The organism is Lutispora sp. QWL-02 (assembly GCF_058315355.1).
On record NZ_CM177762.1, the window covers coordinates 1178413 to 1197361 of the forward strand.

18 protein-coding genes are annotated in these 18949 nt (G+C 40.9%); all 18 read left to right on the top strand.

What is annotated here, in order from left to right; genetic code table 11:
* Positions 1-90 precede the first annotated feature (90 nt).
* The 18 genes from AC4HCY_RS05205 to lysS all read left to right on the top strand — a co-directional run bounded on the left by AC4HCY_RS05205 (position 91) and on the right by lysS (position 18602).
* Positions 91-1515, top strand: a complete 1425-nt coding sequence (locus AC4HCY_RS05205) for an amidase family protein (protein WP_491096080.1) — start codon at positions 91-93, stop codon at positions 1513-1515.
* Positions 1516-1900: 385 nt separating this feature from the next.
* Positions 1901-3580 (top strand): acyl-CoA mutase large subunit family protein, encoded by a 1680-nt coding sequence (locus AC4HCY_RS05210; protein ID WP_323433753.1) that lies wholly within the window; start codon positions 1901-1903, stop codon positions 3578-3580.
* A gap of 13 nt (positions 3581-3593) precedes the next feature.
* Positions 3594-3992, top strand: coding sequence for a cobalamin B12-binding domain-containing protein (locus AC4HCY_RS05215; protein WP_323433754.1), 399 nt, complete (start codon positions 3594-3596; stop codon positions 3990-3992).
* 11 nt (positions 3993-4003) lie between these two features.
* A complete protein-coding gene (gene meaB / locus AC4HCY_RS05220) occupies positions 4004-4960 on the top strand; it encodes a methylmalonyl Co-A mutase-associated GTPase MeaB (RefSeq protein ID WP_323433755.1) in 957 nt (318 codons plus the stop codon).
* Positions 4953-5357 (top strand): methylmalonyl-CoA epimerase, encoded by a 405-nt coding sequence (gene mce / locus AC4HCY_RS05225; RefSeq protein WP_323433756.1) that lies wholly within the window; start codon positions 4953-4955, stop codon positions 5355-5357. The genes meaB and mce overlap by 8 nt, the downstream gene beginning before the upstream one ends.
* Before the next feature lie 11 nt (positions 5358-5368).
* Complete coding sequence (locus AC4HCY_RS05230; protein WP_323433757.1) at positions 5369-6916, top strand: acyl-CoA carboxylase subunit beta; 1548 nt, start codon at positions 5369-5371, stop codon at positions 6914-6916.
* A 12-nt stretch (positions 6917-6928) separates the two neighbouring features.
* Positions 6929-7291 (top strand): OadG family protein, encoded by a 363-nt coding sequence (locus AC4HCY_RS05235; RefSeq protein ID WP_491095524.1) that lies wholly within the window; start codon positions 6929-6931, stop codon positions 7289-7291.
* 13 nt (positions 7292-7304) lie between these two features.
* Positions 7305-7706 carry a biotin/lipoyl-containing protein gene (locus tag AC4HCY_RS05240; RefSeq protein WP_323433759.1) on the top strand — a complete coding sequence of 134 codons (402 nt, stop codon included), beginning with the start codon at positions 7305-7307 and terminating at the stop codon, positions 7704-7706.
* A gap of 30 nt (positions 7707-7736) precedes the next feature.
* Complete coding sequence (locus AC4HCY_RS05245) at positions 7737-8951, top strand: sodium ion-translocating decarboxylase subunit beta (RefSeq protein WP_323433760.1); 1215 nt, start codon at positions 7737-7739, stop codon at positions 8949-8951.
* Between the two features lie 196 nt (positions 8952-9147).
* Complete coding sequence (locus AC4HCY_RS05250) at positions 9148-10683, top strand: IS1182 family transposase (protein WP_491096071.1); 1536 nt, start codon at positions 9148-9150, stop codon at positions 10681-10683.
* 189 nt (positions 10684-10872) lie between these two features.
* Complete coding sequence (locus tag AC4HCY_RS05255) at positions 10873-11856, top strand: biotin--[acetyl-CoA-carboxylase] ligase (RefSeq protein WP_323433761.1); 984 nt, start codon at positions 10873-10875, stop codon at positions 11854-11856.
* A 129-nt stretch (positions 11857-11985) separates the two neighbouring features.
* Entirely contained in the window at positions 11986-12555 is a 570-nt protein-coding gene (locus AC4HCY_RS05260; RefSeq protein WP_323433762.1) for an ECF transporter S component, read from the top strand.
* A 51-nt stretch (positions 12556-12606) separates the two neighbouring features.
* Positions 12607-13377, top strand: a complete 771-nt coding sequence (locus tag AC4HCY_RS05265) for a type III pantothenate kinase (protein WP_323433763.1) — start codon at positions 12607-12609, stop codon at positions 13375-13377.
* Positions 13378-13388: 11 nt separating this feature from the next.
* On the top strand, positions 13389-14354 hold the full coding sequence (gene dusB, locus AC4HCY_RS05270; protein WP_491095525.1) for a tRNA dihydrouridine synthase DusB: 966 nt from the start codon (positions 13389-13391) through the stop codon (positions 14352-14354).
* A 128-nt stretch (positions 14355-14482) separates the two neighbouring features.
* Positions 14483-15427, top strand: a complete 945-nt coding sequence (locus AC4HCY_RS05275) for a DUF8754 domain-containing protein (protein ID WP_323433765.1) — start codon at positions 14483-14485, stop codon at positions 15425-15427.
* Positions 15428-15599: 172 nt separating this feature from the next.
* Positions 15600-16442 carry a hypothetical protein gene (locus AC4HCY_RS05280; protein ID WP_323433766.1) on the top strand — a complete coding sequence of 281 codons (843 nt, stop codon included), beginning with the start codon at positions 15600-15602 and terminating at the stop codon, positions 16440-16442.
* A gap of 172 nt (positions 16443-16614) precedes the next feature.
* The gene (gene greA / locus AC4HCY_RS05285) at positions 16615-17097 is read left to right on the top strand and encodes a transcription elongation factor GreA (protein ID WP_255228086.1); all 483 of its coding nucleotides are present in this window, start codon (positions 16615-16617) and stop codon (positions 17095-17097) included.
* An 11-nt stretch (positions 17098-17108) separates the two neighbouring features.
* Positions 17109-18602 carry a lysine--tRNA ligase gene (lysS, locus tag AC4HCY_RS05290; protein ID WP_323433767.1) on the top strand — a complete coding sequence of 498 codons (1494 nt, stop codon included), beginning with the start codon at positions 17109-17111 and terminating at the stop codon, positions 18600-18602.
* The last annotated feature ends 347 nt before the right edge of the window (positions 18603-18949 follow it).

Genomic DNA, 18949 nt, shown 5'->3' on the forward strand with positions numbered 1-18949 from the left:
CGTATCAACTTGCATATTGACGAAAGGAAGTGTTTATTTTTGGGCAGCTTTAAATGTTTTGAGACCACAATAGCTCAAGTGCATGACGCTATGCTGGCGGGCAAGCTGACCTGCCGCCAATTGGTAGAATACTATCTTAAGAGAATAGAAGCCTATGACCAAAAAGGCCCGGCGCTTAATTCCATCATCCTTGTAAATCCAAAGGCTCTTGAAGAAGCAGACGCTTTGGATGCTGCTTTTAAAGAGAAAGGGTTGACAGGTGCCTTGCATGGTATTCCCATTATTCTTAAAGATAATGTAGATACCTATGATATGGCTACTACGGCAGGTTCCCTGAGCCTTAAGGGATTTGTTCCCGAAGATGATGCCTATATCACCAGGAAGCTGAGAGAAGCGGGGGCAATCATATTGGCCAAGTCAAATTTGCATGAATTTGCAATATGGGGCGAAACGATCAGTTCAATATTGGGTCAGACTCTTAATCCATACGATCTTACAAGGACTCCCGGAGGTTCATCAGGAGGTACGGGCGCTTCCATGGCTGCAAATTTCGGGCTTGCCGGAATTGGCACTGATACAATAAACTCCATCAGATCGCCATCGTCGGCTAACAGCCTTGTAGGCATTCGACCGACAATAGGTTTAGTCAGCCGCGACGGTATAGTTCCCTACTCATTCACACAGGACACGGCAGGTCCTATATGCCGTACAGTTGCCGATGCTGTTGCAGTGCTTGACGTTATAGCAGGCTATGACAAGGCAGATGATGAAACCGCATGGTGCTGCGGGAAAATCCCTAAGACCTATAAAGCATTTTTGAATAAGGATGGCCTTAAAGGCAAGAGAATAGGCATACTGGAAAGCTTTTTCGGTAAAGATGAAGTGCATAAGGAAGTCAATAAGCCTGTTCGTGAAAGCATAGAAATACTAAAGGCAAACGGCGCAGAGCTGATATCCATAACTGAGGAAATAAATTCAGGCTGGCTGACTTCAAGCGTTAGCGTACATTTGGATGACCTCAAGGATCATCTTAATATTTACCTCAAAGCATTGCCGGATTATGCTCCGGTGCATTCTGTAGAGGAAGTTATGGCTTCGGGAAAATATCATCCGGGAATAAAAGAAAATATGGAAAAGGCTATGGCATTAAGCGTAGGGACGCCTGAATACAATCAAAAGCTTGTATTGCGCGCCCAGACCCAGACAAAGGTGATGAAGCTTATGGCAGACTACGAATTGGATGCTATCGTTTATCCCCATCAGCAGCAATTGGTTTGCAAGACTGGAGGAAGCCAGCAGCAGCGCAACGGAGTTCTTTGTTCAGTAACAGGCTTCCCATCCATTGCTGTTCCGGCAGGATTCTCAACACCGTCAGCTGATGCTCCTATCGGTGTTCCGGTTGGCATGGAGATCATCGGAAGGCCATGGAGCGAGCCTGTATTAATAGAGATTGCCTATGCTTTCGAGCAGGCATCTCGGCTGAGAAGAACGCCCGAAAGCACCCCTGAACTGTAAAAATAAATAATAGCAGGAGCTGTAAGATGTGTAGGCTCCTGCTCTATTTTTACCCTTGCATAATACATTAAATAATATTAAAAAGCTTTGGATTTTGGGTATAATACATAGTGTGTGTGAAAAAGCGAGAAAAATGAAATATATAAGGACTATTGTGAAAAATTAAACAAAATTTATAGTACCTTTTAATTTAGAAATGTGATAATATAATCTAAGAAGGAAAACTTGCAGAATTAAACAAAAATGAAAGATATCATTCAAAAATTTCAATAAGGTTTACAAAAAAAGTTGAAATATTGTTTGAAGTTTGTGTATTATTTACATAGTACCTATATATTAACTCTTTAAAAACAAATATTATTTATTAATATAAGGGAGGCTAAGCATGTTTAACAAAGAAAAGCTTGATGCTCAAAAAGCAGAAAGGCAAAATTGGGAAGACAAGAAGATTGCAAAAGTATTAGCAAAGAATCCTGAAAGAAAAGCTAAATTTATGACCACTTCAGGAATGGAAGTAAAAAGACTTTATGCTCCGGAGGATATAGCCGATCTAGATTATAATGAAGATTTGTCCTATCCCGGTGAGTATCCTTATACGAGAGGCGTACAGCCCACAATGTACAGAGGCAGATTCTGGACTATGAGGCAGTACGCAGGCTTTGCAACTGCAGAAGAATCAAATAAAAGGTACAAGTACTTGCTCCAGCAGGGCCAAACCGGCTTGAGCGTCGCTTTTGACCTTCCAACCCAGATCGGTTATGATTCGGACCATTCATTGTCAGAGGGTGAGGTAGGCAAGGTAGGCGTTGCTATCGATTCACTAAAGGATATGGAGATTCTGTTTGATGGGATACCGCTGGACAAGGTCAGCACTTCTATGACCATTAACGCTCCTGCTTCAGTGCTGCTTGCTATGTACATAGCCGTTGCAGAAAAGCAAGGCGTATCGGCAGAAAAGTTATCAGGAACTATCCAGAATGATATATTAAAGGAATATATAGCCAGAGGGACTTATATATTCCCGACTGAACCGTCCATGAGACTTATAACTAACATTTTTGAATACTGTGCAAAATATGTTCCCAAGTGGAACACTATATCAATAAGCGGCTATCATATCAGGGAAGCTGGTTCTACAGCTGTGCAGGAGGTTGCATTCACTTTGGCAGACGGTATAGCCTATGTAAATGCTGCCATAAAAGCCGGCCTTGACGTAGATGAATTTGCACCGAGATTATCTTTCTTCTTTAATTCCCACAACGATCTGCTGGAAGAGGTTGCAAAGTTCAGGGCAGCCAGAAGGTTATGGGCTAAAATCATGAAGGAAAGATTCAACGCTAAGGAACCCAAATCAATGATGCTGAGATTCCATACACAAACCGGCGGATCTACTCTTACTGCACAGCAGCCCGATAATAACGTTGTCAGAGTTGCTATACAGACTTTGGCTGCAGTTTTGGGCGGCACTCAATCCTTGCATACAAATTCAAGGGATGAAGCTTTGGCACTTCCTACAGAGAACTCGGTAAGAATAGCTCTCAGAACTCAGCAGATAGTAGCTTATGAGAGCGGAGTAGCTGACACTGTTGATCCTCTTGCAGGTTCATATTATGTAGAAAGCTTGACTTCCGAGATTGAAAAGAAAGCAGCAGAGTATATCTCCAAGATAGATGAAATGGGCGGAGCTGCAAAGGCTATCGAGAGAGGCTTTATACAGCAGGAGATACAGGAGAGCGCATATAAATATCAGAAGGAAATTGAAAAGGGCGAAAGAATAGTAGTCGGCATGAATAAATTCCAGATCGAAGAATCAGCGCCGAAGGGACTTTTGAGAGTCGATCCTCAGGTAGGAGAGCTCCAGAAGAAAAAGCTGCAGGATCTGAGAGCCGGCAGGGATAACGCTAAGGTTGATCAAAGCCTGAATGCTCTTAAAAAGGCTGCATCAGGCGATGAAAATCTGATGCCCTATATAATAGAAGCGGTTAAAGAATATGCTACATTAGGCGAAATATGCGGTATTTTAAGAGAAGTATTCGGCGAATACCAGCAGTCTGTTATTCTGTAAGGAGGTAAATGAGATGAATAGACCAATTAGAGTCTTAGTTGCAAAACCCGGCCTTGATGGTCATGATAGAGGGGCAAAGGTTGTAGCCCGTGCTATGAGAGATGCCGGTATGGAGGTAATATATACAGGACTCAGGCAGACCCCTGAGCAGATTGCAGAAGCTGCTATACAAGAAGACGTTGACTGTGTAGCATTGAGCATATTATCAGGAGCTCATAACCATCTTTTCCCGAAGGTAGTCCAGCTGGTAAATGAAAAAGGCGGAGATGATATTCTTATAGTAGGCGGCGGAGTAATACCTGAAGAAGACATACCCGGACTCAAAGAGTCAGGAATCGCGGAGATATTTACTCCGGGAACCCCGACAGCCGTTACTATAGATTTTATAACACAGAACATAAAGAGAGATTAAGGGTGATTTGGATGGATATAAGAGCAGGCTTGTCCAGCGGCACCAAAAGAGCCGCTGCACGCCTTATCACCATGATAGAAAGCGGCAGCCAAGAGGCAATCGAAATCATAAAGGAATTCTATCATATGACAGGCAGAGCCAGAATTATCGGCATAACCGGACCTCCGGGGGCAGGCAAGAGCACTGTGACAGACAAGCTTGCAAAGCTGGTAAGAAAGAAAGGCAAAAAAGCTGCGATTATTGCTGTCGATCCTACAAGCCCTTTTAGCGGGGGCGCCATCTTAGGGGATAGAATCAGGATGTCCGATCTCAATACGGATGAGGGTGTATTCATCAGAAGCATGGGTACCAGAGGGGCCTTAGGAGGTCTTTCCAAAGCCGTACAGGGGGCAATCAAGGTGATGGACATAGCCGGATATGATTACATCTTTGTTGAAACAGTAGGTGTCGGTCAATCGGAAATTGATATTGTGAAGGTTGCGGATACAGTGCTCATGGTGATGGTTCCAGGGCTGGGAGATGATATCCAGGCAATAAAAGCAGGTATAATGGAGATTGGAGACATATTTGCAGTCAACAAATCCGACAGGGAGGGTGCAGAAAGAGCTGCCACGGAAATCGAAATAATGCTTGATCTCAATGGCATGACAGAATACAGACCTCCCGTTAAAAATATTATAGCCAGAGATAATGTGGGTATAGAAGAATTATTTGAAGCTATTGAAAAGCATAATGAATATATGATATCTTCAGGGAATTTCTGCAAGCGCAGAGAAAAAGCGATTGAGACTGAGATATTTGAGATTTTTAAAGAAAATTTGCTTGGCAGGATAATGAAGCTTCAAAAAAGCACAGATTATTTATCAGACCTTATACTAAAAGTTTTAAATAAAGAGATGGATCCATATTCTGCTGCATCAGAACTATCAAATATATTAAACCAAGAGGAGGGGAGAATGAATGGTTAAAAAGGTTGATCATATAGGAATTGCAGTAAATAACCTGGAGGAATCAGTTAAATTCTATGAAAATATCCTGGGGCTTAAGCTCCAAGGCGTTGAAACAGTAGAGGAGCAAAAAGTAAAAGTTGCTTTTTTGCCCGTTGGAGATACGGAAATTGAGCTTTTGGAAGCTACAACTCCCGACAGCCCTATTGCAAAGTTTATTGAAAATAAAGGCCAGGGAGTGCAGCATATAGCTTTCAGAGTCGATGATTTGGAAAAAGCATTAGAAGAGATGAAAAAACTAGGTATAAGGCTTATTGACGAGAAACCCAGATATGGCGCCGGCGGTGCGAGGATTGCTTTCTTACATCCAAAGAGCACCAATGGTGTATTAGTGGAGTTATGTGAGAGAAAAGGATAGGGAGTGATAAAATGTCAACAGACAGAATTCAGCAACTTAGAAAGATGAGAGAGGCCATATTACAGGGTGGCGGAGAAAAGAAGATCAAGAAGCAGCATGAATCAGGCAAGATGACAGCCAGGGAAAGATTAGGCTTATTATTCGATGAAGGAAGCTTTGTTGAAATTGACGCTTTTGTAAAGCATCGCTGCACAGAATTCGGCATGCAGGAGGTAGATGCTCCCGGAGAAGGTGTCGTATCAGGATACGGCACAGTTGAGGGAAGACTGGTCTATGCCTATGCTCAAGACTTCACAGTTGTAGGCGGTTCCTTGGGAGAAATGCATGCGAAGAAAATATGCAAGGTCATGGATATGGCTCTGAAGATGGGAGCTCCGGTCGTAGGCATCAATGATTCCGGCGGAGCAAGAATACAAGAAGGTGTTGACGCGCTTTCAGGATACGGCAATATTTTTTATAGAAATACAATCGCATCAGGCGTTGTACCGCAGATATCAGTAATAATGGGACCCTGCGCAGGCGGAGCAGTTTATTCACCGGCTCTGACGGATTTCGTATTCATGGTTGACAAAACCAGCCAGATGTTTATAACAGGACCTCAGGTTATAAAGGCAGTTACAGGCGAAGAGGTTTCTGCAGAAGATCTCGGAGGTGCCATGACACATAATAAGGTGAGCGGTGTTGCTCATTTCATCAGTGCAGATGAGAAGCAATGCATAGAGGATATAAAGAGACTTTTAAGCTTCTTGCCTTCAAACAATATGGAAAATGCACCCGAATTTGCTTGTGATGACGATTTAAACAGGATAGAAGATAAACTTAACGATATCATACCTGACAATCCTAATAAGGCTTATGATATGAAAGAAGTAATGGCTGCTATCGTTGACAATGGAGATTTCATGGAAGTCCAGCCATATTATGCTATGAATATAATTACAGCTTTTGCAAGGCTTAACGGCAGATCTGTAGGTATCATTGCAAACCAGCCTAAAGTATTGGCCGGCTGTCTTGATATAAATGCATCCGATAAGGCAGGAAGATTTATCAGAACCTGCGATGCATTTAATATACCTGTGCTCAATCTCGTTGATGTACCCGGATTCCTGCCAGGCACCAATCAAGAATACGGCGGAATAATAAGGCATGGCGCTAAAATGCTTTATGCATACAGTGAAGCAACTGTGCCTAAGGTAACCCTTATAACAAGAAAAGCTTATGGCGGAGCCTATATAGCAATGTGCAACAAGGAATTAGGGGCAGATCAGGTATATGCTTGGCCTACAGCCGAGATCGCAGTGATGGGGCCTGAAGGAGCTGCCAATATAATTTTCAGAAAAGACATTGAAGGGGCAGAGAATCCTGCAGCGGCAAGACAAGAAAAGATACAGGAATACAAAGAAAAATTCGCAACTCCATATATAGCCGCAAGCAGAGGCTATGTGGATGATGTTATAGAACCTGCAACAACAAGACAGAGACTGATTTCCGCCTTTGAAATGCTGGAGAGCAAGAGGGAAAACAGACCTGCCAAAAAACACGGCAATCTGCCTGTATAGAAAAGGGGGATAATGATGAGCGAATTAGAACAGCTTTCATATGGGCTAATAGTTACATTAGTTGGTATGGGCATAGTATTCATAGTACTCATTGGCTTGGCCTACATGCTTAATGCATTAAAGCTATTGTCCAATAAAGGAACGGCAGAAAAAAAAACTGAAGTTGTTAAGCTAGAAAAAACTGAAGAATCTGCAGAAGTGATATCTGCACCTGCAGAAGATGAGGGAGAGCTCATTGCCGTTATCAGCGCAGCATTGGCAGCTGTTATGGGAAGCAGCAGCAACCTGGTAATAAAATCTATCAACAGAGTGGAAGATAATGCTCCTGTATGGGCTAGAGTCGGAAGACAGGAACAAATGTTTAATAGATTATAGGAGGAATAGAGAAATGAGAAAATTTTTAATAAATGTCAATGGAAACAGCTATGAAGTAGAAGTGGAAGAAGTTAGAGACGGAGCAGCTGCAGCAGCACCCGCCGCACCGAAAGCGGCACCGGCACCTAAGGCAGCACCGGCTCAGGCACCAAAAGCAGCTGCAGCAGCGCCTAAAGCAGCACCTGCAGCAGTACCCGCCGGAGCAGCAACAGTTGTATCTCCGATGCCAGGAACAATATTGTCCGTCAACGTAAAGGTTGGAGAATCAGTGAAAAAAGGACAAGTGCTATGCATACTTGAAGCCATGAAGATGGAAAATGAGATAATGGCAGCCGGGGATGGCAAAGTAGCTTCAATAGCAGTAAATGCAGGGGAGTCAGTAAATACAGGACAGGTTTTGATTGTGCTTGAATAGCACGCAAAGCTTTGAATGGGGGAATTTTGAATGTCATTGATAGAAGCTATACGGGATTTCTATTTTACCATGGGCTTTTCTGCCATAACCTGGCAAGAAGGCGTAATGCTTTTAGTATCTTTTGTTCTAATATATCTTGCTCTTAAAAAGGGCTTTGAACCTTTATTATTGCTGCCCATAGCCTTTGGTATGCTTCTTGCCAATTTGCCTTTGGCAGGATTAAATGCAGAACCGGTATATCAGCTTGTTACAGACCCTGTGACGGGAGAGCATGTTCATAAGATGGTGGATGCCGGCGGCTTGCTGTATTGGCTGTACAGAGGTGTTAAACTAGGGATATATCCTCCATTAATATTCTTGGGCGTTGGAGCTATGACAGATTTCGGACCTCTTATTGCTAATCCTAAGAGCATACTTTTGGGAGCCGCTGCACAGTTCGGTATATTCACTACCTTTATAGGTGCTTTATTGCTGAACTTTATACCTGGAATAACCTTTACTATCCCGGAAGCAGCTTCCATAGGTATAATAGGCGGAGCAGACGGACCTACAGCCATATATCTTACTGCCAAACTGGCACCTCATCTTTTGGGGCCAATAGCAGTAGCGGCATATTCCTACATGGCATTAGTGCCTTTGATTCAGCCTCCTATAATGAAGGCATTGACAACAAAGGCAGAAAGAGAAATCGTTATGGAACAGCTAAGACCTGTTTCTAAAGTAGAAAAAATAGTGTTCCCAATACTGGTTACTGTAGTAGTATCACTGGTGCTTCCGGCAGCAGCATCCTTGGTCGGCATGTTGATGCTTGGCAATCTGCTTAGGGAATCAGCTACAATGCAAAGCACTCTGCACAGATTGATGAAGACTGCAGAAGGCGAATTGATGAATATAGTGGTAATATTCCTTGGAGTTACAGTTGGTGCTACAGCCAATGGCGCTTTGTTCCTGTCTCCTAAAACCTTGGCAATAATTGCTCTCGGCCTTGCAGCCTTCTCCATGGGCACAGCTGCAGGGGTTATATTTGGTAAAGTAATGTGCAAATTGAGCGGCGGAAAGGTAAACCCGCTGATAGGTTCAGCTGGTGTATCAGCGGTGCCTATGGCAGCAAGGGTATCACAAAAGGTAGGCCAGGAAGCCAATCCTTCCAATTTCCTTTTGATGCATGCTATGGGACCTAACGTTGCAGGAGTTATCGGATCTGCGGTTGCAGCAGGCGTTCTCCTTTCAATGTGCGCTATGTAATGAATGAATTTAAAAATACAGGCAGAAATGCCTGTATTTTTGCTATAATGAGCCATCGGGGACGGTTCGAAACCACTGAAAAACGTTAAATAAAAATTGTAAGATATTCAATAATATTCTACAAGAATCAACATAAAACCCCCTCTGTATGATATAATGAATGTGAAGCAAACATTACAAACAAGGGGGTTTTATGATGCTTAAGAACAAGCCTAAGCAATTAAGTTTATATTCAATATTATACAATAGAATTCCTAAAAATCATATATTAAAATTAATAAATGATGCTGTGGATTTTGGTTTTATTAATAAACTACTAGAAAAGTCTTACTGCAAGTATTATGGAAGACCAGCTAAAGAACCCGAACTTATGACTAGGCTTTTAGTACTTCAGTATTTATATAATTTATCAGATGAACGGGTGATTGAAGAAGCCTCTTTGAATCTTGCATATATGTGGTTTCTTGGAATTAATCCTGAAGAAGAACTTCCTCATCCAAGTCTTTTAGCTAAATTTAGAACCATAAGACTTAAGGAAACTACCTTGGATGATATTATTCAAGAAGTAGTCAGGCAATGTATAGAAAAAGGCATCATTAAAGGAAGCAGTATCAGTATTGATGCAACACATACAGAGGCTAACACTGTAAAAAAGGTTCCTGAGAGAATCATGAAACATCTTGCTAAGAAAATATTTAAAAACATGGGAGAAGAAATTGGGACAGTACCAGATCAAATAGATACAAACATACCTAATTACAAGGAAATAGAAGATCATAATATAGCAAAGCAAACTATGAAGAACTATCTGGAAAAAACTATTGAAAATGTAGAATCAAGCGTTGATTTAACTGTTGCCCCTAAAACAGTAGAAATTATTGAGGAAGCTAAACAAATACTGAATTCTCCCAAATTCATAGAACAAAAGGGTATCAGATCATTAGTTGATAAAGATGCCAGAGTAGGGTGCAAATCTAAAACAGATAGCTTCTTCGGGTATAAAGTTGAATTTGCAATGATACCTGAAGAGAGAATAATAACGGCGGTAAATGTACAAGATGGGGCTTATGTAGATGGAACAGACTTCAAAGAGTTATATGAAAAAACAAAAAACTGTGGAGTTGAAATAAAGGAGGCATATGGGGACAAGGCATATTTTAGGAAGCCCATATTGGACTTTTTAAAAGAAGAAAAAGTAAAAGCATATATTCCGGTAAGCGAATCGGTATATAAACTAGACGATAGTAAATTTAGTTACAACAAGGATTCAGACCAATGGACATGTGAAATGGGCAATTGTACTGCCAATAAGAAAAAGAGCAAGAAAAAGGATAGAGAAAGTTACTACTATTACTTTAAAAAAGAGGATTGTAAAAACTGTCCTAAAAGGGAGGAATGTTTATACAAAGGTAAAGTAAGAAAAATACTTGAGATTACAGTAAATACAACAGCATTTTATGAATACAGCAAATTTACAAAGTTAGAAGGCTTTCTAGAAAAGTATAAAATGCGAGCAAGTCATGAATGGAAAAACGGAGAAATGAAAAGGTTCCATGGTATGGACCGTGCGAGAGGGTACGGTCTTAGAAGCATGGGAACCCAAGCAAAGCTAACGGCGCTGGTAGTAAATTTAAAGAGGATAGCAAGCATACTATCCTCTCGTTCTACTTGTTTTATTGCTATAATTGAAGAATTATGGTTACTTCCTAAAAAAGTTCAAATTGCTGGTTAAAACCTATCTAAAAACATTAATTTTTCAGTGGTTTCGGACGGTTCTTGGCGGCTCATATGGATTTATAAACTCAATATGAACTATGAGTGCTGTTAATCTTGTTATATAGTTGCAGAAACTTATATAATAGTATCATAATAGGCAAATAATGATATTGACTGTTGCCAACTATATTTGAGGAGTAAAACTATGAAAAATGAAATACTGGAAGAATTGAAGAAGAATAGAGGAAGCTATTTATCAGGAGAGGACTTGAGCAAAAAATTTGGTGTCAGCAGGACTGCCATATGGAAGTATATTAAAAAGCTTAAAGAAGAAGGCTATATAATAAAATCTTTGACCAATAAAGGTTATGCCTTATTGGAAAGCCCGGATATATTGTATCCTGTGGAAATAAAAGGGCTTCTGGATACAAAATTTATCGGCCGGGAGATCATATACCTGGATTCTGTAGATTCTACCAATAGCTATGCAAAAAGACTAGGAGAAAAGGACTTCATAGACGGCACCGTTATAATTGCGGAAGAGCAAATATCGGGGCGGGGCAGATTGGGAAGAGGTTGGGTCTCACCGAAGAGCAAGGGCATCTGGATGAGCATATTGTTAAAACCTGATATAAAGCCTGAGCAAGCCGCTCAAGTAACTCTAATAGCTGCTGTTGCCGTGATGAAGGGAATAAAAGAGATATGTGACACGGATATAATGATAAAATGGCCTAACGATTTGGTGCACAATGGCCGGAAGCTTTGCGGCATATTGACGGAATTGGGAGCAGAGATAGACAGGATCAATTATCTATGCGTAGGCATAGGCATAAATGTGAATTCTGATGAGAAGGATTTTGGCGATCTCAATACAGCCACTTCAATTAAGATTGCATCAGGCCTCCAGGCAGACAGGAAAAAAATCATCGCAGAGGTGCTGAAGTCATTCGAAAATTATTATTCTGCCTTTTTAAAAAATGGAAATATATCTTTCATGATAGATGAGTATAAAAGAGCCTCGGCTAATATTGGTAAGGAAGTCAGAGTGATCACAAAAGACGGCGAGTTCAAGGCGGTTGCAGAAGATATAAGCTGCGACGGGCACCTTCTGATAAAAAGGAATGACGGGCGGATTGAGGAGATAACTTCGGGAGAAGTATCTGTGCGTGGCATATATGAATATATTTAATGAAAAAATATTGCATTGATAATTTAATGATGATAAAATAATTTTGCCGGCATCGTAAAGAGCTGGACTAACAAAACTATTATATAATATCGTCCGGTATCCTTTTGGAACTGGAACGGAGGTGCGAAAATGTATAGTGAAAGAGCAAAAAGTATTATGCCAGTAAGAAAGCTTGTGGTCACAGGCATGCTGGCAGGAGTATCCATCCTGTTGGGGAGTACGCCGTTAGGCTTCATACCCATTGGTCCCGCTAAAGCTACCATAATGCATTTGCCTGTAATAATCGGCGCGATTATGGAAGGCCCCTTGGTAGCAGTAGGCATAGGTTTGATATTTGGCGTATTCAGCATGATACAGGCAATAATGGCGCCGACGGTCATATCCTTTGTATTCTTGAATCCGCTTGTGGCTGTGCTGCCACGAATGCTTATCGGACTTACGGCTTATTATACTTACAAGATGACTGAAAGTGCGGCTGCTTCAGCAACCGTAGGTACCTTGACCAATACTATGGGTGTGCTGGGTATGATCTATATGCTTTATGGAGCCCAGTTCGCAGCTGCATTGGGTCAGGATCAAGGCAAAGCAGCAGCTCTCATACTCGGTATTGCAACAACAAACGGTATACCCGAAGTCATCGTTGCTGTCATAGTCGTCACCGCAGTCACAGCAGCGCTGAAAAGAATAAGAAAAGCATAAAAGCCAGGCTAAATGCCTGGCTTCAATTTAACGGCAAGGAAGGTTATATACATGATACTTGTGATAGATGTCGGAAATACCAATATAGTTTTAGGCATATATGAAGACAAAAAGCTGCTGGAATTCTGGAGAATAGGCACTGAAATCCATAAAACCAGTGATGAATATGGGATGATGATAAACCAGCTTTTCAGCTTTTCCAACTATAAGCTGTCCTGTATAAGTCAAGTGGTCATATCCTCCGTAGTTCCTACTGCCATGTATACATTGGAGCACATGGCACGCAAATACTTTAAAAGCGAACCTTTGGTTGTCGGCCCTGGCGTAAAGACGGGCATAAATATCAAATACGATAATCCGAAAGAAGTAGGAGCGGATAGGATAGTGAATGCGGTTGCTGCATATGAGCTTTACGGAGGACCGCTGGTCATCGTAGATTTTGGTACTGCCACTACATATTGTGCGGTATCAAAAAACGGGGAATATCTGGGCGGTGCCATATCCCCGGGAATACAGATCTCTATGGATGCATTATTTCAAAAGACGGCAAAGCTTCCAAGGGTAGAGCTGGTGAAACCGGAAACGACGATATGCAAGAATACCGTCAGCAGCATGCAGTCAGGAATAATATTCGGATATGTAGGACAGGTGGATTACATTGTAGAAAGAATGAAAAAAGAGCTGGGGGATGAAAATACAAAAGTAGTCGCTACCGGAGGCTTAGCAAAGCTGATTGCCACAGAGTCGAAAACGATAAGCATAGTAAACGGCTTATTGACTCTGGAAGGTTTGAGAATAATATATGAAAGGAATAGAGAATGACTGGTGGTTCTATGAAAATAGGCGAAATTCAAATCGAAAATAATATATTTCTTGCACCTATGGCAGGGGTTACAGATATGGCCTTCAGACTCATTTGCAAGGGCTTCGGCTGCGGGCTGGTCTATACTGAAATGGTCAGCGCCAAGGGCATGTTTTATAAAAGCGACAACACTGCTGCTCTGACAGCAGTAGATCCTGGGGAAAGGCCTGCGGCAGTTCAGATATTCGGCAGCGATCCTGGAATAATGGCCTATGCGGCTGCTAAGGTGGAAGAGGATGGAGCAGAGCTGATAGATATAAATATGGGCTGCCCTACCCCTAAAATAGTGAATAACGGGGATGGATCCGCCCTTATGAAGAATCCAAAGCTGGCAGGAGAAATAATAAATGCGGTAGTAAAACAGGTCAGGATTCCCATAACCGTGAAAATGAGAAAAGGCTGGGATGGGAAAACTGTGAACGCTGTGCAGCTTGCACATATAGCCGAACAGGAAGGGGCCGCAGCCGTAGCTGTCCATGGAAGAACCCGGGAGCAATTTTATACCGGCAGGGCGGATTGGAATATTATAAGAGAAGTCAAAGCAGCCTTATCCATACCTGTAATAGGGAACGGAGACATATATACTCCTCAGGATGCTGAGAGAATGCTGGAGGAAACAGGCTGCGACGCCGTATTGATAGGCAGGGGTGCTCAGGGCAATCCCTGGATATTTAAAAGGACCAAAGAGTATCTGGAGACTGGAGTTTTGCCTGAAGAGCCATCGCCTAAGGATAGAGTGGAAATGCTCATCCACCATATGAACATGCTGGTGCAGCAAAAGGGAGAGCATATAGGAATCAAGGAAATGAGAAAGCATGCTTCCTGGTACTTAAAAGGCCTGCCCGGCTCCTGTACTATAAAAAGCCGGATATTCAAAATGACACAAAAGCAAGAAATAGAGAACTTACTGAACTCCTATTTAGATTCATCGGTCTAAGCAGGAGTTTTTATATATAATAGAATGCTGCTAATTTTTTAAATATAAAATTGTATAAATTTTACTATAGTATTAAAATATATATGTAATGATTACATACTAAACAATTATTACGGAGGAGAAAGAATATGAAACATGTCATCAGTGTGAGCATTGGTTCATCAAAAAGAGATCACAAGGTTGAATTGGATTTCAAAGGCGAGAAAATAGTGGTTGAAAGAGTAGGAACAGACGGAGATATGCAAAAGGCCATTGAGATAATCAGCAGCTTGGATGGTAAGGTTGATGCTTTTGGCATGGGCGGGATTGATCTGTATCTGAGAGCAGGGAATAAAAAATACATAATAAAAGATGCGATACAAATAAAGAATGCAGCCAAGATCACTCCTATGGTTGATGGCTCCGGATTGAAGTCAAGCCTAGAGAGAAACCTTCCCGGATACATCAATGATAATATAATGCCACTTAAGGGTAAGACCGCCTTTATATTAACTGCTGTTGACAGATACGGCATGGCAGAAGGCTTTGACGAAGTAGGGTGCAGCTTGATTTTAGGTGATGTCATGACGGCTCTGGGATTTAACATACCTATATATTCTCTGAAAAGGCTGGAACGTATTGCCAGTATAGTAGCACCTATAGCCTGTAAGCTGCCTTTTGAAATGTTATATCCGACAGGCAAGGCTCAAAACAAAGAAGAAAATTTTGCGGGGAAATATGATAAATATTTTGAAGCGTCGGATATCATCGCCGGAGATTTTCACTATATAAGGCGTTATCTTCCCTATGATGCAAAGGGCAAGCTCATTGTCACAAATACGGTTACAAAGGAAGATGTGACATGGCTTAAGGAGAGAAATGCAGGCATGCTTGTAACCTCTACTCCAAATCTCTCGGGGAGATCTTTCGGTACCAATGTAATTGAAGCATTGGTGGTAGCAATGCTCAATAAAAATCCTAATGATATCAAAGATCAGGACTATTTGAATGTACTGAAGGATATAGACTTTAAACCTCATGTGGTTTATCTAAATGATACAATGGCCTGCAAGGCTCAAGGCGAAGGCAAATAATTAGCATATATTCATCCTGCCGGTAATATTAATATTCAAAGGGAGACGGAAACCACTGAAAGACACTGAAGAGTTTTAAACCTTTATGAAAATCTGTGGTTGCAAAAAAGAACTCCAAAAGAATTGAAGTATCTGATTTAATCAAGAATACTGTTAAAATGGAGATGGGAGGATGAAAAGGGCTGCTATAATTGTATATGGAAATAACTCGGGGAGGATAAGGTTTTGGTTTTTGGGCAGACCATGTGAAATTGGTAAACTTAACATTGAGATCGGTGGAGAGTCCTATGAAATATTTATATTTGAAGTTCCGCACACAAAAGAAATTAAGCATAAAATCAAAGAAAAGAGGATAATCCACAAATTCTGCGGAGAGAATAATATACAGTTTATTTTTCATGTTGATGAAACGGATGAAAAGTTGAATAGCATTTGGCTCAGCATAAAAATTTTATGCGTTTTAAGAGAAGTCGGGATAATAAGGGGAGAGGATGTCCTTAGCCAAAGCTTTGGAATCATAAGCGATACCTTGAACCCGATATTAATGGAAGCTATATCGGAGGAAGCATCCAGCATTATAGCACTGAAGACCGGTTCCAATGATGCTTCTATGAAAGAGCTGCACAAAAAGATAATGGAAGAGAAAGGTCTTTCCATTGCTTTTGTAAATGATATAGAATTTTTGCTGAATCAATCAAAGATAATATTATGGGATGGGTTGATACCTGCCGAGAGATATAAAAATGCATTGATGTCAGCATGCATAGATATGAGAAGAGTTTTGATTTTGCCGAAGCATAGCGGTCCTCTGCAGCCGGATAGTGTGATGATAAGGTTTGAGGATGAAATTGCAAAGGCTATAATTAAATTTGCGCCAGACACGGATATATGGAAAACAGCCTCATACTTTCCTTTTGTATGCTTTCTGGATGAGCAGGGAAATCCCGTAGATAAAGAGCGGATCAGAAGACTTTTCCTAAGAAGCAATAAAGCCTTGACAATACAAAAGTGCTAATTTATAATTAACAAATAACATGATAAGCAAGCACTGGAAAGGTATTCCTGCAGTGCTTGCTATGTTAATAACATAGGGGTTAAGCAATCAATACCGGGATAAAAAAGTAATAAGGACATATATTATTCACATCAAAGCCATAATTATATATTTTTGAAGGGGAGACGTATAAATGTCAAACAACAATAAAGAAAACTTATTAACCTTATCAGGTTTAGCCAAACTTGAGGAGGAATTAGAGTATTTACGAGCGACAAAAAGAGCTGAGGTAGCTCAAAGAATCAAGCAAGCACTTGCCTTTGGAGATATATCAGAGAACTCGGAGTATGACGAAGCCAAAAATGAGCAGGCTTTTATTGAAGGTAGGATTGCTCAGCTTGAAAATATATTAAAAACAGCCAAGGTTATTGATGATGAAGATATAAATACTGATATTGTAAATGTCGGAGCTAAGGTTTTATTGAAAGATGAAGACTTTGAGGATGAAATGGAGTATACTATAGTAGGCTCCGCTGAAGCCGATCCCATCAATTTAAAGATTTCCAACGAATCGCCTGTAGGAAAAGCCCTTATTGGCAAAAAAGTGGGAGATGTGGTAGAAATCCAGGTACCTGACGGTATTCTTAAATATAGGATTTTGCATATCAAGAAGTAGGGGGAATAAAAATGGCAAATGAAGAATTAAATCTTAATGAAATACTTAAGGTTAGGAGAGAAAAACTGAAATCTCTCAAGGAATCCGGCAAAAATCCTTTTGATATTGTGAAATATGACGTAACACATCATTCTGATGTGATCAAAGATAATTTTGATACTATGGAAGGTCAGCTTGTATCTATTGCCGGAAGAATTATGTCCATGAGAGATATGGGCAAAGCATCCTTCTCCGATATTCAGGATAGGAACGGGAAAATTCAGGTTTACATAAAAACCGACGATGTTGGAGAAGAGAGCTACAAGCAATTTAAAACCTATGATATAGGAGATATCGTAGGAATAAAGGGTACAGTTTTCAAGACTAAAAGGGGAGAGATATCTATTCATGCACAGGAAGTCACTCTCCTTACAAAATCACTTCAGCCCCTTCCGGAGAAGTGGCATGGATTAAAGGATACAGATATAAGATACAGGCAAAGATATGTGGATCTCATCGTAAATCCGGAAGTACGGGATACCTTCATAAAGAGAACCAAGATACTGCAATGTGTAAGAAGATTCTTCGATGACAGGGGATTTTTAGAGGTTGACACTCCTGTATTGGCTACTATTGCCAGTGGGGCTGCAGCAAGACCCTTTAAAACTCACAGCAATGCCCTGGATATTGATCTATACCTGAGAATTGCTACCGAACTGTATTTGAAGAGGCTTATAGTAGGCGGCTTCGAAAGAGTATATGAGATGGGCAAAGACTTCAGAAATGAGGGCATAAGCGTCAGGCATAATCCGGAATTCACAATGATAGAGCTGTACCAGGCCTATGCGGATTATAACGATATGATGGAGCATTGCGAACAATGTATAGCTTACTGTGCCCAGGAGGTTCTGGGAACTACAAAGATAACATATCAGGGAACTGAAATCGATTTGACTCCTCCATGGAACAGGATAACTATGATAGATGCGGTTAAAAAATATTCCGGAGTTGACTTCAGGGAAGTCAAGGGCGATGAAGCCGCCAGAGAAATGGCAAAGAAACTTAACATAGAAGATGAATTGAAAAAGGATTTGAAATATTGCACCTGGGGCGATATCCTTAATGCCGCCTTTGAAGCTTATGTTGAGGAGCATTTGATACAGCCTACATTTGTAATAGACTATCCTGTGGAAATATCACCGCTTACAAAAGCAAAGAAAGACGACCCTACAATTACGGAGAGGTTTGAAGCCTTCATCTTTGGCAGAGAAATAGCCAATGCCTATTCGGAGCTCAATGATCCCATAGTGCAGAAGGAAAGATTCCTGCAGCAGCTTAAGGACAGAGAATATGGGGATGACGAAGCCTATGCCATGGACGAAGATTTTGTAAACTCTCTTGAGGTAGGTATGCCGCCCACAGGAGGCATGGGAATAGGAATAGACAGGATCATAATGTTCCTTACAGACTCTTATTCCATAAGGGATGTAATACTTTTCCCCACAATGAAGCCATTGGCAGATTAGATAAATAAAAAAAGCATGGAGAAAGGTCGGACTTCATAGGTAAGTTGCAGAAAACAAAGTAAATTCAAAGCTGTCGGTCAAGTCGGTTGAGAGTTTATTATCTATGGTATCCCTTATGAATCCATCTTAAAAAAGCAGTAGCGATATGACTATTATGCCGTATCGTTACTGCTTTTGTTGCGGGTCAAAGTAAGAAAGTACCCTTAGTACAGAATTATTTGTTTTTTCGTTTTTTCAACTTTAGTTCAAGTAATTCCAGAAAAATATGGCATACAGAAAATGCTATAAAGATGATAAGGAATATTTTCAAAATTTGTAACCATATTATACCGGGAAATCTGAGCCAT

What these genes read in the sequence shown, in the direction of transcription:
- AC4HCY_RS05275 (WP_323433765.1), top strand. Translation starts at nt 14,483, where the DNA reads ATGAAACATGTCATCAGTGTGAGCATTGGTTCATCAAAAAGAGATCAC.
- AC4HCY_RS05230 (WP_323433757.1), top strand. Translation starts at nt 5,369, where the DNA reads ATGTCAACAGACAGAATTCAGCAACTTAGAAAGATGAGAGAGGCCATA.
- AC4HCY_RS05235 (WP_491095524.1), top strand. Translation starts at nt 6,929, where the DNA reads ATGATGAGCGAATTAGAACAGCTTTCATATGGGCTAATAGTTACATTA.
- AC4HCY_RS05240 (WP_323433759.1), top strand. Translation starts at nt 7,305, where the DNA reads ATGAGAAAATTTTTAATAAATGTCAATGGAAACAGCTATGAAGTAGAA.
- AC4HCY_RS05250 (WP_491096071.1), top strand. Translation starts at nt 9,148, where the DNA reads ATGCTTAAGAACAAGCCTAAGCAATTAAGTTTATATTCAATATTATAC.
- dusB (WP_491095525.1), top strand. Translation starts at nt 13,389, where the DNA reads ATGAAAATAGGCGAAATTCAAATCGAAAATAATATATTTCTTGCACCT.
- AC4HCY_RS05205 (WP_491096080.1), top strand. Translation starts at nt 91, where the DNA reads ATGCTGGCGGGCAAGCTGACCTGCCGCCAATTGGTAGAATACTATCTT.
- AC4HCY_RS05260 (WP_323433762.1), top strand. Translation starts at nt 11,986, where the DNA reads ATGTATAGTGAAAGAGCAAAAAGTATTATGCCAGTAAGAAAGCTTGTG.
- AC4HCY_RS05215 (WP_323433754.1), top strand. Translation starts at nt 3,594, where the DNA reads ATGAATAGACCAATTAGAGTCTTAGTTGCAAAACCCGGCCTTGATGGT.
- AC4HCY_RS05280 (WP_323433766.1), top strand. Translation starts at nt 15,600, where the DNA reads ATGAAAAGGGCTGCTATAATTGTATATGGAAATAACTCGGGGAGGATA.
- AC4HCY_RS05255 (WP_323433761.1), top strand. Translation starts at nt 10,873, where the DNA reads ATGAAAAATGAAATACTGGAAGAATTGAAGAAGAATAGAGGAAGCTAT.
- meaB (WP_323433755.1), top strand. Translation starts at nt 4,004, where the DNA reads ATGGATATAAGAGCAGGCTTGTCCAGCGGCACCAAAAGAGCCGCTGCA.
- greA (WP_255228086.1), top strand. Translation starts at nt 16,615, where the DNA reads ATGTCAAACAACAATAAAGAAAACTTATTAACCTTATCAGGTTTAGCC.
- AC4HCY_RS05210 (WP_323433753.1), top strand. Translation starts at nt 1,901, where the DNA reads ATGTTTAACAAAGAAAAGCTTGATGCTCAAAAAGCAGAAAGGCAAAAT.
- lysS (WP_323433767.1), top strand. Translation starts at nt 17,109, where the DNA reads ATGGCAAATGAAGAATTAAATCTTAATGAAATACTTAAGGTTAGGAGA.
- AC4HCY_RS05265 (WP_323433763.1), top strand. Translation starts at nt 12,607, where the DNA reads ATGATACTTGTGATAGATGTCGGAAATACCAATATAGTTTTAGGCATA.
- mce (WP_323433756.1), top strand. Translation starts at nt 4,953, where the DNA reads ATGGTTAAAAAGGTTGATCATATAGGAATTGCAGTAAATAACCTGGAG.
- AC4HCY_RS05245 (WP_323433760.1), top strand. Translation starts at nt 7,737, where the DNA reads ATGTCATTGATAGAAGCTATACGGGATTTCTATTTTACCATGGGCTTT.